The organism is Enterobacter cloacae complex sp. IR5459 (assembly GCF_049238005.1).
Taxonomy (GTDB): domain Bacteria; phylum Pseudomonadota; class Gammaproteobacteria; order Enterobacterales; family Enterobacteriaceae; genus Enterobacter; species Enterobacter hormaechei_C.
Genome location: NZ_JBMKIG010000009.1, coordinates 1 through 13,640, shown reverse-complemented (window position 1 = coordinate 13,640; position 13,640 = coordinate 1). Strand labels below are relative to the sequence as shown.

Sequence of the window (13,640 nt, the reverse complement as noted above, 5' to 3'; positions counted from 1 at the left end):
AGATAAAAATGGATTTTTCAGTGCTGGAACCGTACCTTTTCCGCAATGCGCAGCTTTACGCTCCCGAGGATCTTGGGCATTGCGATCTGCTGATTGCCGGAGGAAAAATCGTCGCAGTCGAAAAAGCGGGCCACGCCACAATGAGGCCAGACTGTCCTGAAAGCGATCTCGCCGGAGCGGTGGTTTGCCCGGGGTTTATCGATCAGCATGTACACCTGATTGGCGGCGGCGGTGAAGCCGGTCCCCACACCCGGACGCCAGAGGTACGATTGTCTGCGCTGGTGGCGGCTGGCATCACCTCCGTTGTAGGCCTGCTGGGCACCGACGGCGTGACCCGCCATCCCGAGTCGCTGCTGGCGAAAACGCGGGCACTTGAGCATGAAGGGATCAGCGCATGGATGCTGACAGGCGCGTATGGCCTGCCTTCTCCGACGATCACTGGCAGTATCGAAAAGGATGTGGCGCTAATTGATAAAATCATTGGCGTGAAATGCGCGATTTCTGACCATCGCTCTTCCGCACCGGCAGATGACCAGCTCGCGAATATGGCCGCCCAGTCGCGCGTCGGCGGGCTGCTGGGCGCCAAAGCGGGGATATCCGTATTTCACCTCGGCAACAGCCCTAAACTGCTGGAGCCACTGCTTAACATCCTGAATAACGCCGACGTGCCTCGCACGAAGCTGCTGCCAACCCACGTCAACCGCGCCCAGGCACTGTTCCACGCCGCACTGGACTATGCCCGCGAAGGGGGGTACATCGACATCACCACCAGCATCAGTGAGCCCATTGATGCCGCTACCGCCATCGCGACGGCCCGTGACGCGCAGGTGCCGTTTAACCGGCTCACGCTCAGCTCGGATGGCAACGGCAGCCAGCCGAATTTTGACGCAAACGGTAATCTTGTTGGCATTGGCGTGGCGGGTTTTGAGTCCCTGCTTGATACGCTACAGCAGCTGGTCGGCCGGTATCACCTGCCTCTGGAGGAGGCACTTCTGCCATTTACGCGTAACGTGGCGGAGTTTCTCGGTCTGGAGCATAAAGGGCGGATCGCGCCCGGATGCGATGCCGATTTCCTGGTGCTGACGGATGACCTGAAGATCCGTGAGGTCTGGGCGAAAGGCCGCCAGATGGTGCGTGAAGGCGTGGTGTGCGTGAAAGGCACGTTTGAGTAGAAGATAATAAAAAACCCCGGGCATTGCTGCCCGGGGCTCGTTCTGAGAGGTTCAGAACAGCATGATTACATCATGCCGCCCATGCCACCCATGCCGCCCATACCACCAGCAGCACCTAAGTCAGGCGCGTCGCCTTTAGGCAGGTCGGTCACCATGCACTCGGTCGTGATCATCAGGCCAGCTACAGATGCCGCGTATTGCAGAGCAGAACGGGTCACTTTAGTTGGATCCAGGATACCGAAGTCGATCATGTTGCCGTATTCTTCAGTTGCCGCGTTGTAACCGTAGTTACCTTCACCCGCTTTCACCTTGTTCGCAACCACAGACGGCTCTTCACCGGCGTTGGACACGATCTGACGCAGCGGAGCTTCCATTGCGCGCAGCGCAACTTTGATACCCACGTTCTGGTCTTCGTTCTGAGCAGTCAGGCCAGCCAGTTTAGCGGCTACACGCACCAGCGCGACACCACCACCAGCAACCACGCCTTCTTCTACCGCAGCACGGGTCGCGTGCAGGGCGTCGTCAACGCGTGCTTTCTTCTCTTTCATTTCAACTTCGGTAGCCGCACCGACTTTGATTACCGCTACGCCACCTGCCAGTTTCGCTACGCGCTCCTGGAGTTTTTCACGGTCGTAATCGGAAGTTGCTTCTTCGATCTGCTTACGGATCTGACCAACACGGCCCTGAATAGCGGCTTCTTCACCCACACCGTCGATGATGGTGGTGGTGTCTTTGTTGATCACAACGCGTTTCGCCTGGCCCAGGTCTTCCAGAGTCGCTTTTTCCAGCTCCATACCGATCTCTTCGGAGATCACGGTACCGCCGGTCAGGGTAGCGATATCCTGGAGCATCGCCTTACGACGATCGCCGAAGCCAGGTGCTTTAACCGCTGCCACTTTCACGATGCCACGCATGGTGTTAACCACCAGGGTCGCCAGCGCTTCGCCTTCAACGTCTTCAGCAATGATTACCAGCGGCTTGCCTGCTTTCGCAACGGCTTCCAGCACTGGCAGCATTTCGCGGATGTTGGAGATTTTCTTGTCAGCCAGCAGGATGAACGGGCTTTCCAGCTCAACAGCGCCAGTTTCTGGCTTGTTGATGAAGTATGGGGACAGGTAACCGCGGTCGAACTGCATACCTTCAACCACGTCCAGTTCGTCTTCCAGACCAGTACCGTCTTCAACGGTGATCACGCCTTCTTTACCGACTTTATCCATCGCTTCAGCGATCAGTTTACCTACGGTTTCGTCGGAGTTAGCGGAGATAGTACCAACCTGAGCAATGGCTTTAGAGTCAGAGCACGGTACGGACAGCGCTTTCAGTTCTTCAACAGCGGAAGCGACGGCTTTGTCGATACCACGTTTCAGATCCATTGGGTTCATGCCCGCAGCAACGGCTTTCAGGCCTTCGGTGATGATCGCCTGCGCCAGTACGGTCGCGGTGGTGGTACCGTCACCGGCAGCGTCGTTCGCTTTAGAGGCAACTTCTTTCACCATCTGTGCGCCCATGTTTTCGAACTTGTCTTCCAGCTCGATTTCACGTGCAACAGAAACACCATCTTTGGTGATGGTTGGCGCGCCGAAGGATTTGTCCAGCACTACGTTACGGCCTTTCGGGCCCAGAGTGACTTTCACTGCGTCTGCCAGTACGTTTACGCCGCGGAGCATTTTTACACGAGCGTCGTTACCGAATTTTACGTCTTTAGCTGCCATGTTCTTATTTCCTCAAATTCGTACAGTTTTCGTGCGTTAATTACGCTTCAACAATTGCCAGAATGTCGCTCTCGGACATGATCAACACTTCTTCATTGTCGATCTTCTCGGATTTCACGCCGTAGCCATCGTTGAAAATGACGATGTCACCAACTTTAACGTCCAGTGGCTGCACAGTTCCGTTTTCCAGGATGCGGCCCTTACCGACAGCGATGATTTCGCCACGCGTTGATTTTGCTGCTGCTGAACCGGTCAGAACGATGCCGCCAGCAGACTTGGTTTCAACTTCTTTACGTTTGACGATCACACGATCATGTAACGGACGAATACTCATTGATAGCTCTCCTTTGAGAAAGTCATTATCAGTTATGGATGACGCCGGTCCGCATGCGGTTTTCCGGCTAGTGCCCTGAGAGATGGGGATAGCTTTTTACCCCTTCAAGGGGTAATCGAAAAAAAATTTGCGAAAGTGTTACCATCCACTCTCTTTTGATGGTGGCGGGACGAGGTAAATGAGTGGACTCAGGCAGGAGTTGGGGCTGGCGCAGGGCATTGGCTTACTCTCAACGTCTTTGTTAGGCACGGGGGTATTTGCGGTTCCCGCGCTGGCGGCGTTGGTTGCCGGCAATAACAGTCTTTGGGCATGGCCGGTGCTGATCGTGCTGGTGTTTCCGGTGGCGATTGTCTTTGCCATACTCGGGCGGCACTTCCCGAGCGCAGGCGGCGTAGCGCATTTTGTCGGCATGGCGTTTGGGCCGCGGATGGAGCGTGTCACCGGCTGGCTATTTTTGTCGGTGATACCCGTTGGCCTTCCGGCAGCCCTGCATATCGCAACCGGCTTCGGACAGGCGCTGTTTGGCTGGCACGATGAACAACTGCTGCTGGCTGAAATCGGTACGCTGGAGATTGTCTGGTGGGTTGGCTCGCGAGGGGCCAGTTCCAGCGCCAATCTGCAAACGCTGGTCGCCGTGTTAATTGTCGCGCTGATCGTCGCCATCTGGTTTGCGGGTGACATTACGGTGGCGGATATTCCTTTCCCCGCGATTAACGACATCGACCACGCACAGCTTTTCGCTGCACTATCCGTCATGTTCTGGTGTTTCGTCGGTCTGGAGGCGTTCGCTCATCTGGCATCCGAGTTTAAACAGCCCGAGCGTGACTTTCCCCGCGCTCTGATGATTGGCCTGCTGCTGGCAGGCACCGTGTACTGGGCCTGTACCGTACTGGTGCTGCACTTCAACGCGTTCAGTGAAGAGAAAGCCGCCGCCGCGTCGCTGCCGGGCATCGTGGTGCAGCTGTTTGGTGTTAAAGCCCTGTGGGTAGCCTGCGTGATTGGCTATCTCGCCTGCTTTGCCAGCCTCAACATTTATATTCAGAGCTTCGCCCGGCTGGTGTGGTCTCAGGCACTTTATAAACCGGATAGCCCCCTCTCACGCCTGTCAAAGCGTCAGCTTCCGGTGAATGCGCTGAATACCGTACTGGGCTGCTGCGTGGTGAGTTCCCTGGCCATTTATCTCCTCGACATCAACCTTGACGCGCTGATTGTCTACGCCAACGGTATTTTCATCATGATCTACCTGCTGTGCATGCTGGCGGGCTGTCGGCTACTGAAAGGACGCTTTAAGGCGCTGGCGGCTGTCGGGTGTGTCCTGTGCCTGATGCTGCTGGCGATGGTGGGATGGAAGAGTGTGTACGCCATCGTCATGCTGGCGGGGCTGTGGGTGTTTTTACCGAAGCGGCAAGCTCCGCAGGCCCGGTGAGCGAGCGCCACCGGGCCAGAAACTCACCGATCGTCTTTATGATCTAACCGGTCGCGCTGCTCATCCTTACGCTGGTATTCCCCTTCAAAGGTATCCCCCGGGCCGGTGCTGAAACCACCGCCTGGCATACGGCTGAAACGCAGATGCGGCAGCAGCTTCATGGTCAGGTGCTTCTGCACCGGCGGCAACAGCAACAGCAGGCCGAGGAAGTCTGTAAAGAAGCCCGGCAGGATCAGCAGCAAACCAGCAATAATCAGCGACACGCTTTTGATCATCTCGGCGGCCGGGCTTTCGCCTGCGGCCATCTTCTGCTGCATTAACAGGAAATTTTTGAAACCCTGATTGCGCACCAGCGACATGCCGATGACGGAGGTGAAGATCACCAGAATCAGCGTCAGCAGGACGCCCAGCACATGGGCAACCTGGATGAAAATCGAAATTTCAATGTAAACATAAAGAAAGAAAGCAATAAATGGTATCCAGCGCACTGGCATCTCCTGTATGGCAGGTGCCTTCTGGCCCCTGACTGAATGTGTTCGCGAAGCGCGTAGATAAGAGATGGCGACGGTTAGCCAAATTTCAATCGGTTTGCACGGATATTTTTTCTGGAAATATTAAAGCGGTGACATATTTCACAGATTAATAATTATCATGAAATCGGGTCGATAATAAGTGATCCAGCTTACGGCAATTCGCTATCATCAGCATATGATCTCGAACATCTGGCCGATTGAGGGAATAATCGTCGGTCATAAAATATTCAAAACCACATATATACTGTGTGTTTAGTACAATCCATCGGCAGCTTGAAAAGAAGGTTCACATGTTAAACAACATTCGTATCGAAGAAGATTTGTTGGGTACCAGGGAAGTTCCAGCGGATGCCTACTATGGTGTTCACACTCTGAGAGCGATTGAAAACTTCTACATCAGCAACAGCAAAATCAGCGACATCCCTGAATTTGTGCGTGGCATGGTGATGGTAAAAAAAGCCGCGGCTCTGGCGAACAAAGAGCTGCAAACCATTCCTAAAAGCGCTGCAAATGCGATTATCGCCGCGTGCGATGAAGTGCTGAACAACGGCAAATGCATGGATCAGTTCCCGGTCGACGTCTATCAGGGCGGCGCGGGCACCTCTGTCAACATGAACACCAACGAAGTGCTGGCAAACATCGGCCTGGAGCTGATGGGTCATCAGAAAGGTGAATACCAGTACCTGAATCCGAACGACCACGTTAACAAATGTCAGTCCACCAACGACGCCTACCCAACCGGCTTCCGCATCGCGGTGTATGCCTCTGTCGTTAAACTGGTCGACGCGATTAATCAGTTGGGCGATGGCTTCCAGCGTAAAGCCGTTGAGTTCCAGGACATCCTGAAAATGGGCCGTACCCAGTTGCAGGACGCGGTGCCAATGACCCTCGGACAGGAATTCCACGCGTTTAACGTGCTGCTGAACGAAGAGACGAAAAACCTGCTGCGTACGTCCGAACTGCTGCTGGAAGTGAACCTGGGCGCAACCGCCATCGGTACACGCCTGAACACGCCAGATGGCTATCAGCAACTGGCGGTACAGAAGCTGGCTGAAGTGTCCAACCTGCCGGTTGTGCCTGCGGAAGACCTGATTGAAGCTACCTCAGACTGCGGCGCCTACGTGATGGTGCACAGCGCCCTGAAACGTCTGGCGGTGAAACTGTCCAAAATCTGTAACGACCTGCGCCTGCTCTCCTCCGGTCCGCGCGCTGGCCTGAATGAAATCAACCTGCCAGAGTTGCAGGCGGGTTCATCCATCATGCCAGCTAAAGTGAACCCGGTGGTGCCAGAAGTGGTGAACCAGGTTTGCTTCAAGGTTATTGGTAACGATACGACCGTCACCATGGCCTCCGAAGCCGGTCAGCTCCAGCTGAACGTGATGGAGCCGGTGATTGGCCAGGCGATGTTTGAATCTATCCATATTCTGACCAACGCCTGCTACAACCTGCTGGAAAAATGCATTAACGGCATCACCGCGAATAAAGAAGTGTGTGAAGGCTACGTCTATAACTCCATCGGCATCGTTACCTACCTCAACCCGTTCATCGGCCACCACAACGGCGATATCGTCGGGAAGATTTGTGCCGAAACCGGTAAGAGCGTACGTGAGGTAGTTCTCGAGCGAGGATTGTTGACCGAAGCCGAACTGGACGATATCTTCTCCGCCCAGAACCTGATGCACCCGGCATATAAAGCGAAACGATATACCGATGAAAGCGAACAGTAACCGTTCAGGCTAAGCTTCCGAAAGGCACGTCACTTGTGACGTGCCTTTTTTCTTTATGGGCGTTACCAAAACACAACAATTCAATATCAACTTGTTAATGAGCAAGGCAGGTCTTTATGTTTGGAGCAGAACTCGTCATCGTCCTGTTGGCGATTTATTTGGGCGCACGACTCGGGGGAATCGGCATCGGTTTTGCTGGCGGTCTCGGAGTGCTTGTACTTACCCTGATCTTTCAGATTAAACCCGGCGCAATCCCTTTTGACGTTATCGAAATCATCATGGCGGTTATTGCTGCTATCGCGGCCATGCAGGTCGCTGGCGGTATGGACTACCTGGTGAGCCTGGCGGAGCGTATGCTGCGTCGCCATCCGAAATACATCACCTTCCTTGCCCCGCTGGTGACCTGGTTTATGACCATTCTCGCCGGTACTGGCCATACTGCCTTCTCCACGCTGCCGGTCATCACCGAAGTGGCGAAAGAGCAGGGTATTCGCCCGTCTCGCCCTCTTTCTATTGCCGTGGTCGCCTCCCAGATTGCGATTACCGCCTCGCCTATTTCCGCGGCGGTGGTCTTCTTCGCGGGCATCCTTGAGCCAATGGGCGTAAGTTACCTGACGCTGCTGGCAATCTGTATTCCGGTCACGTTGATTGCGGTAATGATCACTGCCGTGCTGTGTAACTTCCTCGGTGCCGAGCTGAAAGACGATCCGGTTTACCAGGAGCGTCTGGCAAAAGGTGAAGTGAGCCTGCGCGGTAGCCAGGTCTTCGAGCTGAAGCCGCATGCAAAACGCTCCGTGCTGCTGTTTCTGATTGGTATCGTCGCCGTGATGTTCTACGCGACCGCCATCAGCGACACGGTAGGTCTGATCCAGAACCCGGTTCTGCCGCGTAACGAAGCCATTGTGGTGTTTATGCTGACCATCGCGACGCTGATCAGCATCACCTGTAAAATCGACACCAGTGAAGTGCTGAACGCCAGCACCTTCAAATCCGGTATGAGCGCCTGCGTGTGCGTGCTGGGCGTGGCGTGGCTCGGTGATACCTTTGTGAAAGCGCACATCAGCGATATCCAGACCGTTGCAGGCGACCTGCTGCACAACTATCCGTGGCTGCTGGCAGTAGTGCTGTTCTTTGCCGCGACGCTGCTGTACTCCCAGGCTGCGACCACCAAAGCGCTGATGCCTGCGGCACTGATGCTGGGCGTTACGCCGCTGACGGCGATTGCCTCTTTTGCAGCGGTTTCCGCCCTGTTCGTGCTGCCCACCTACCCAACCCTGCTGGCCGCAGTTGAGATGGATGACACCGGCTCAACCCGTATTGGTAAGTACGTGTTTAACCACGCGTTCCTCATCCCGGGCGTGGTGGCGATTACGCTCTGCGTGATCCTCGGCTTTATCATCGGCGGCATTGTGCTGTAAACGATTAGCCGTTGTAAAAATAGTTAAAAACGGGCCGCTCTGCGGCCCGTTTCATTAATGACCAACCGCCTTGCGTGATATAGTGAAGACTTTCGTGATGAGGAGGTCGACTTGTGAACACGCCTGATGCTGTTGTTGTACTGTGCACCGCCCCTGATGAAGCTTCTGCCCAGGATCTGGCCGCCAAAGTGCTGGCCGAAAAACTGGCTGCCTGTGTCACGCTTCTTCCCGGCGCCACCTCCCTTTATTACTGGGAAGGCAAGCTGGAGCAAGAGTACGAAGTCCAGATGTTGCTCAAAACCAACCTGACAAACCAGCAGGCGCTCCTCGACTGCCTCAAGTCTCATCATCCATACCAAACCCCGGAGCTGCTGGTGCTGCCAGTGGTCCACGGCGATAACGATTATCTCTCATGGCTCAACGCTTCATTACGCTGATCCTGCTGCTGTGCAGCACGTCAGTTTTTGCCGGGTTGTTTGACGCACCCGGCCGTTCGAACTTTATTCCTGCCGACCAGGCATTCGTTTTCGACTTTCAGCAAAACCAGCACGATCTCAGTCTCACCTGGCAGGTGAAAGAGGGTTACTACCTCTATCGCAAGCAGGTCAGCATCACGCCGACAAAGGCGAACGTCGGCGCATTGCAGATGCCCGCTGGCGTGTGGCACGAGGACGAGTTCTACGGTAAGAGTGAAATTTATCGCCAGCGCTTAAGCGTGCCCGTCACGGTGAACCATGCCGATAAAGGTGCCACATTAACTGTCACCTATCAGGGCTGCGCAGACGCCGGATTCTGTTACCCACCTGAAACAAAGGTCGTTCCGCTTAGCGAAGTGAAAGCCGCTGCCTCCCCTTTCCCCTCAGGGGAGAGGGCCAGGATGAAGGGTGAAGGCGCAGGCGAAGCCACTTCAGACCTTCCGTTCTCAGCACTTTGGGCGTTATTGATTGGTATCGGCATCGCCTTTACGCCCTGCGTACTGCCTATGTACCCGCTTATCTCTGGCATCGTGCTGGGCGGTAAACAACGCCTTTCCACCGCCCGTGCACTGTTGCTGGCCTTTATCTATGTACAGGGCATGGCGTTAACCTATACGGCGCTCGGCCTCGTGGTCGCCGCTGCCGGGTTGCAGTTCCAGGCCGCCCTTCAGCATCCTTATGTGCTTATCGGACTGTCAGCGGTGTTTATTCTGCTGGCGCTGTCGATGTTTGGCCTGTTCACCCTGCAACTGCCCTCTTCCCTGCAAACCCGTCTGACGCTGATGAGCAACCGTCAGCAGGGTGGCTCTGCGGGCGGCGTGTTCGCCATGGGTGTCATCGCCGGGCTGATTTGCTCCCCCTGCACCACTGCGCCGTTGAGCGCCATCCTGTTATACATTGCTCAGAGCGGCAACCTGTGGCTCGGCGGCGGCACGCTGTACCTCTACGCGCTCGGCATGGGCCTGCCGCTGATCATGGTGACGGTGTTTGGCAATCGTCTGCTGCCGAAAAGCGGCCCGTGGATGGAGACGGTGAAAACCGCGTTTGGTTTTGTCATTCTGGCGCTGCCGGTATTTCTGCTGGAGCGCATCATCGGTGATGTGTGGGGTACACGTCTTTGGGCGATGCTCGGCGTGGCCTTCTTCAGCTGGGCGTTTATCGTGAGTCTGGGGGCGAAGAAACCGTGGATGCGCCTGCTACAGACCCTTCTGCTGGCGGCCGCGCTGGTGAGCGTGCGTCCGCTACAGGACTGGGCGTTTGGCACCCCGGCAGGTCAAACGCAGGCTCATCTGAATTTTATACAGATTAAAAACGTGGATGACCTTAACCACGCCCTGGCGCAGGCGAAAGGCAAACCGGTCATGCTCGATCTCTATGCCGACTGGTGCGTGGCCTGCAAAGAGTTTGAAAAATACACCTTCAGCGATCCGCAGGTACAACATGCGCTGAGCGATACCGTTCTGCTCCAGGCGAACGTTACCGCCAACAGCACGCAGGATAAGGCTCTGCTGAAGCAACTTAAAGTGCTCGGGTTGCCTACCATCCTGTTCTTCAATGAACAGGGGGAAGAACAGCCGACGCAGCGTGTAACCGGGTTTATGGACGCGACGGCATTCAACGCGCATTTGCGCAATCGCCAACCGTAAACAACACTTTAGACGGGACAAACCGTTGGGAATAGCGGAGGAGATAACCGTGCAACGCGAAGACGTACTGGGACAAGCCCTGCAATTGCTTGAGATTCAAGGGATCGCCAGCACCACGCTTGAGATGGTCGCCGACCGTATCGATTACCCTCTGGATGAACTTAGGCGCTTCTGGCCGGATAAAGAGGCGCTGCTGTACGATGCCCTGCGCTATCTCAGCCAGCAGGTGGATATCTGGCGCAGGCAGCTGATGCTGAATGAAGAACTGACCACCGAGCAAAAGCTGCTGGCGCGCTATACCGCACTGACGGAGTGTGTTACCAACAACCGTTACCCAGGTTGTCTGTTTATCGCCGCCTGCACCTACTATCCGGATCCTGGGCACCCCATCCATCAACTGGCAGATCAGCAAAAACGAGCCGCGCACGAGTTCACACATGAGCTGCTGACCACACTTGAAGTGGATGATCCGGCAATGGTCGCGAAGCAGATGGAGCTGGTGCTGGAAGGTTGCCTGAGCCGCATGCTGGTGAACCGTAGCCAGGCGGATGTGGATACGGCGCACCGTCTGGCGGAAGATATTTTGCGGTTCGCGCAGTGTCGTATGGGTGGTGCACTGACCTAAGCCAGCATTCCCATCCAGGCGGAAATAAACAAACACAGCGCCATCGCGCGCTGAAATCGCACCATCGCCACGGTGGTGCGGAAAATCCGGTTCACCGCCTTCCCCAGCCACGCCCAGCACAACAAACAGACCACGGAGATCGCCAGAAACCATAGCGCTATCAGCGTAATATCCCGTAATGCATGGTCGCTTGCCGGAGCAAACAGGCTGACAACTGCCAGCGCCATCATCCATGTTTTTGGATTTACAACCTGTAGTAACGCCGCCGCCCGCGCGGTAAATCGGACGTGACTTCTGGAGGAGAGATTCGCGGCCGGGGCGCTAAACAGCTGCCAGCTCATCCAGGAAAGCCACAGCACACCCGCCCAGCTCATTACCTGACGTATCAGTGGATACTGGCGTAACACTTCTCCTGCCCCAGCGCCTGAAACCAGAACAATAGCGCTGGCGGCAATACACCCGCCCAGGATCGCAGGAACCGTATTTTTTACGCCAAAGTGCTGACTGTTAGCCAGTACCAGAATGTTGGTTGGCCCCGGTGTAATCGAGGCGACAAATGCAAACAGCAGGAAGGGTAATAAATTCACAGGTGACTCCTTTTTTATTAGAGCCACGAATGTGCCGTTATTTTCTGGAAACGTCTGGAAGGTTTGTGCATAACCGGCGGTAGTGTGCCGGAGAAATACGGTATGCACGCTGGAACCAGCGACCAAGATGGCTTTGATCGGCAAAACCCACTGCCGTCGCAACATCAACAGGCAGTTCCCCACACGCCAGCATCTGTCGGGCCTTTGCCAGTCGCAGCTGGATAAGCCAGGCGTGAGGTGCCAGGTGAAATTCGCGTTTAAAACAGCGGGTGAGGGTAAAGCGATCCGTACCCGTCTCGCGGGCAAGGTCTGATAGCCCCACGTTCTCGCCGATATGCGCATAGAGATAGTCGCGGGCACGATGCGCCACAGCGGAGCTTTGTAATTGCGACGGGAGTTTCTTACGCCAGTGGCAGTGGGTAGTTATCTGAGAGAGCAGGTTATCCATTGTGCTCTGTTGGACGATCTTCATCTCATCGTTATGCAACGAGGCAAATGTATCACCGATAGCGCGCACCAACTGAGGCTCTCGCGTCAGCGTTTGGGCAAAGTGGAGAGTGTAACTCCCGGGAGTAGAGTCATACAGGCCTTGAAGCGTATGGGTGAGCCAGTGTTCATCCAGATAAAAGGTCAGATAAGTAAAGCCGCCCTCTACCGGCGCATCACCGTCATGGATCTCCCCGGGCTCAAGTAAAAAAGCATCGCCCGGCTGGCTACGGTGGCGTTCACGGCGACAGTGGAACTGCTGCGTGCCGGAAAGGGTTATTCCGACCAGATAGCTATCATGCCAGTGGGGATCAAAGGCATGTCCTTCGAAATGCGCCTTAATTGTCTCAATACCTGTTTCTGCATGCTGACGCAGCTCAAGCCAGTCGTTTGCCATACTGCCCTCCTCTTACCGTCAGCATTGTCACATCTTGCCTGAACTGTCTGGAAGATTTGTGCAATTCCAGGGCACAAACGGACAGATTGCCGCAAACTTAAGCAGTTGAACAGCTTTTCCCGAAATAATGTTGACGATCGCGCGCGATTGCGGTTTAATGCGCTCCGTTGCCCGGATAGCTCAGTCGGTAGAGCAGGGGATTGAAAATCCCCGTGTCCTTGGTTCGATTCCGAGTCCGGGCACCACTATTTAAAGAACCCAGCCTATGGCTGGGTTTTTGCTTTTCTGTCCCCGCTACGCATTGAATTTTCCCTTCTGTCAGGTAATAGTGATTTTTTTTTCCTGACAATGAAAATGATATGACCTTATCTGCTTTAAAAGCCGGGTCACTGCTCCTGCTGATGATCCTGTTTTATACCGGCCTGTTCACGAGCGATCGCGTCACCTGGTTGATGGAGGTGACGCCCGTCATTATCATCATCCCACTTCTGCTTGCCACACACCGGCGATACCCTTTGACTCCCCTTCTCTATACTCTGGTTTTCTTCCACGCCATCATTCTGATGGTTGGTGGAATGTACACCTACGCAAAGGTTCCGGTTGGTTTTGAGGTTCAGGAGATGCTCGGGCTTAGCCGAAATCCGTATGACAAGCTCGGTCACTTCTTCCAGGGGCTGGTTCCCGCACTGGCAGCGCGAGAAATTCTGCTGCGCGGTGGGTATGTTCGTGGACATAAGATGACGGGGTTTCTGGTGTGCTGTGTTGCTCTGGCCATTAGCGCCACCTATGAACTCATTGAGTGGTGGGCTGCTTTGGCGATGGGACAGGGTGCGGATGATTTTCTGGGGACGCAGGGCGATCCATGGGATACCCAGTCTGATATGTTTTGCGCGCTGCTTGGTGCGTTAACGACGGTGCTGATCCTTGGGCGTTTCCATCAGCGGCAATTGCGTCGTTTGAATGTGGATAGTGCGCTCTGAGTTGCCGGATGGCGGCTTCGCCTTACGGCCTGCCGTTTTTCAGCAAACAAACGCAAAAAGGCCATCCTTGCGGATGGCCTCTTCACTTGTTTGATGCCTGGCAGTTCCCTACTCTCACATG

At 55.1% G+C, this 13,640-nt stretch carries 13 protein-coding genes and 1 tRNA gene; 9 read left to right on the top strand and 5 right to left on the bottom strand.

All coding sequences use genetic code 11. From position 1 onward, the window contains the following. The first annotated feature begins 8 nt into the window (after positions 1-8). A complete protein-coding gene (iadA, locus tag ACOTX4_RS18055; RefSeq protein ID WP_063938066.1) occupies positions 9-1,172 on the top strand; it encodes a beta-aspartyl-peptidase in 1,164 nt (387 codons plus the stop codon). A 65-nt stretch (positions 1,173-1,237) separates the two neighbouring features. Here iadA and groL read toward each other — a convergent pair whose 3' ends face one another. Then, a complete protein-coding gene (gene groL / locus ACOTX4_RS18050) occupies positions 1,238-2,884 on the bottom strand; it encodes a chaperonin GroEL (RefSeq protein ID WP_003855930.1) in 1,647 nt (548 codons plus the stop codon). Positions 2,885-2,924: 40 nt separating this feature from the next. Further along, the gene (locus ACOTX4_RS18045; protein WP_003855929.1) at positions 2,925-3,218 is read right to left on the bottom strand and encodes a co-chaperone GroES; all 294 of its coding nucleotides are present in this window, start codon (positions 3,216-3,218) and stop codon (positions 2,925-2,927) included. 178 nt (positions 3,219-3,396) lie between these two features. On the opposite strand from ACOTX4_RS18045, the gene yjeH reads away from it, so the two are divergent. Next, positions 3,397-4,644 (top strand): L-methionine/branched-chain amino acid transporter, encoded by a 1,248-nt coding sequence (gene yjeH, locus ACOTX4_RS18040; RefSeq protein ID WP_063938064.1) that lies wholly within the window; start codon positions 3,397-3,399, stop codon positions 4,642-4,644. Positions 4,645-4,667: 23 nt separating this feature from the next. On the opposite strand, the gene ACOTX4_RS18035 is transcribed toward yjeH, so the two are convergent. After that, positions 4,668-5,132: an FxsA family protein gene (locus ACOTX4_RS18035; RefSeq protein WP_003855925.1), complete on the bottom strand. Its 465-nt coding sequence runs from the start codon at positions 5,130-5,132 to the stop codon at positions 4,668-4,670. 335 nt (positions 5,133-5,467) lie between these two features. On the opposite strand from ACOTX4_RS18035, the gene aspA reads away from it, so the two are divergent. The 5 genes from aspA (at position 5,468) to ACOTX4_RS18010 (ending at position 11,069) form a co-directional block, all read left to right on the top strand. Further along, a complete protein-coding gene (gene aspA / locus ACOTX4_RS18030; protein WP_003855923.1) occupies positions 5,468-6,904 on the top strand; it encodes an aspartate ammonia-lyase in 1,437 nt (478 codons plus the stop codon). 116 nt (positions 6,905-7,020) lie between these two features. Then, positions 7,021-8,322: an anaerobic C4-dicarboxylate transporter gene (locus ACOTX4_RS18025; RefSeq protein WP_003855921.1), complete on the top strand. Its 1,302-nt coding sequence runs from the start codon at positions 7,021-7,023 to the stop codon at positions 8,320-8,322. A 113-nt stretch (positions 8,323-8,435) separates the two neighbouring features. After that, positions 8,436-8,759, top strand: coding sequence for a divalent cation tolerance protein CutA (cutA, locus tag ACOTX4_RS18020; RefSeq protein WP_003855908.1), 324 nt, complete (start codon positions 8,436-8,438; stop codon positions 8,757-8,759). Further along, a complete protein-coding gene (locus ACOTX4_RS18015) occupies positions 8,735-10,444 on the top strand; it encodes a protein-disulfide reductase DsbD (RefSeq protein WP_047054063.1) in 1,710 nt (569 codons plus the stop codon). Before cutA ends, ACOTX4_RS18015 begins: the two co-directional genes overlap by 25 nt. A 49-nt stretch (positions 10,445-10,493) precedes the next feature. Then, positions 10,494-11,069 carry a transcriptional regulator gene (locus ACOTX4_RS18010; protein ID WP_003855905.1) on the top strand — a complete coding sequence of 192 codons (576 nt, stop codon included), beginning with the start codon at positions 10,494-10,496 and terminating at the stop codon, positions 11,067-11,069. On the opposite strand, the gene ACOTX4_RS18005 is transcribed toward ACOTX4_RS18010, so the two are convergent. Both ACOTX4_RS18005 and ACOTX4_RS18000 read right to left on the bottom strand, forming a co-directional pair. Further along, on the bottom strand, positions 11,066-11,656 hold the full coding sequence (locus tag ACOTX4_RS18005) for a LysE family translocator (protein ID WP_421635409.1): 591 nt from the start codon (positions 11,654-11,656) through the stop codon (positions 11,066-11,068). The genes ACOTX4_RS18010 and ACOTX4_RS18005 overlap by 4 nt on opposite strands. Before the next feature lie 37 nt (positions 11,657-11,693). After that, the gene (locus tag ACOTX4_RS18000) at positions 11,694-12,539 is read right to left on the bottom strand and encodes an AraC family transcriptional regulator (RefSeq protein ID WP_003855901.1); all 846 of its coding nucleotides are present in this window, start codon (positions 12,537-12,539) and stop codon (positions 11,694-11,696) included. 169 nt (positions 12,540-12,708) lie between these two features. On the opposite strand from ACOTX4_RS18000, the gene ACOTX4_RS17995 reads away from it, so the two are divergent. Together ACOTX4_RS17995 and ACOTX4_RS17990 are read left to right on the top strand one after the other, a co-directional pair. Beyond that, positions 12,709-12,784, top strand: a tRNA-Phe gene (locus tag ACOTX4_RS17995). A 114-nt stretch (positions 12,785-12,898) separates the two neighbouring features. Continuing rightward, positions 12,899-13,519, top strand: coding sequence for a DUF2238 domain-containing protein (locus ACOTX4_RS17990; protein ID WP_032608268.1), 621 nt, complete (start codon positions 12,899-12,901; stop codon positions 13,517-13,519). Positions 13,520-13,640: the final 121 nt, after the last annotated feature.

Bases quoted from the DNA above. Each gene is read 5' to 3' on its own strand.
- ACOTX4_RS18045 (WP_003855929.1), bottom strand. From the start codon at position 3,218: ATGAGTATTCGTCCGTTACATGATCGTGTGATCGTCAAACGTAAAGAA.
- ACOTX4_RS18000 (WP_003855901.1), bottom strand. From the start codon at position 12,539: ATGGCAAACGACTGGCTTGAGCTGCGTCAGCATGCAGAAACAGGTATT.
- ACOTX4_RS18015 (WP_047054063.1), top strand. From the start codon at position 8,735: ATGGCTCAACGCTTCATTACGCTGATCCTGCTGCTGTGCAGCACGTCA.
- yjeH (WP_063938064.1), top strand. From the start codon at position 3,397: ATGAGTGGACTCAGGCAGGAGTTGGGGCTGGCGCAGGGCATTGGCTTA.
- iadA (WP_063938066.1), top strand. From the start codon at position 9: ATGGATTTTTCAGTGCTGGAACCGTACCTTTTCCGCAATGCGCAGCTT.
- groL (WP_003855930.1), bottom strand. From the start codon at position 2,884: ATGGCAGCTAAAGACGTAAAATTCGGTAACGACGCTCGTGTAAAAATG.
- ACOTX4_RS18025 (WP_003855921.1), top strand. From the start codon at position 7,021: ATGTTTGGAGCAGAACTCGTCATCGTCCTGTTGGCGATTTATTTGGGC.
- ACOTX4_RS17990 (WP_032608268.1), top strand. From the start codon at position 12,899: ATGACCTTATCTGCTTTAAAAGCCGGGTCACTGCTCCTGCTGATGATC.
- aspA (WP_003855923.1), top strand. From the start codon at position 5,468: ATGTTAAACAACATTCGTATCGAAGAAGATTTGTTGGGTACCAGGGAA.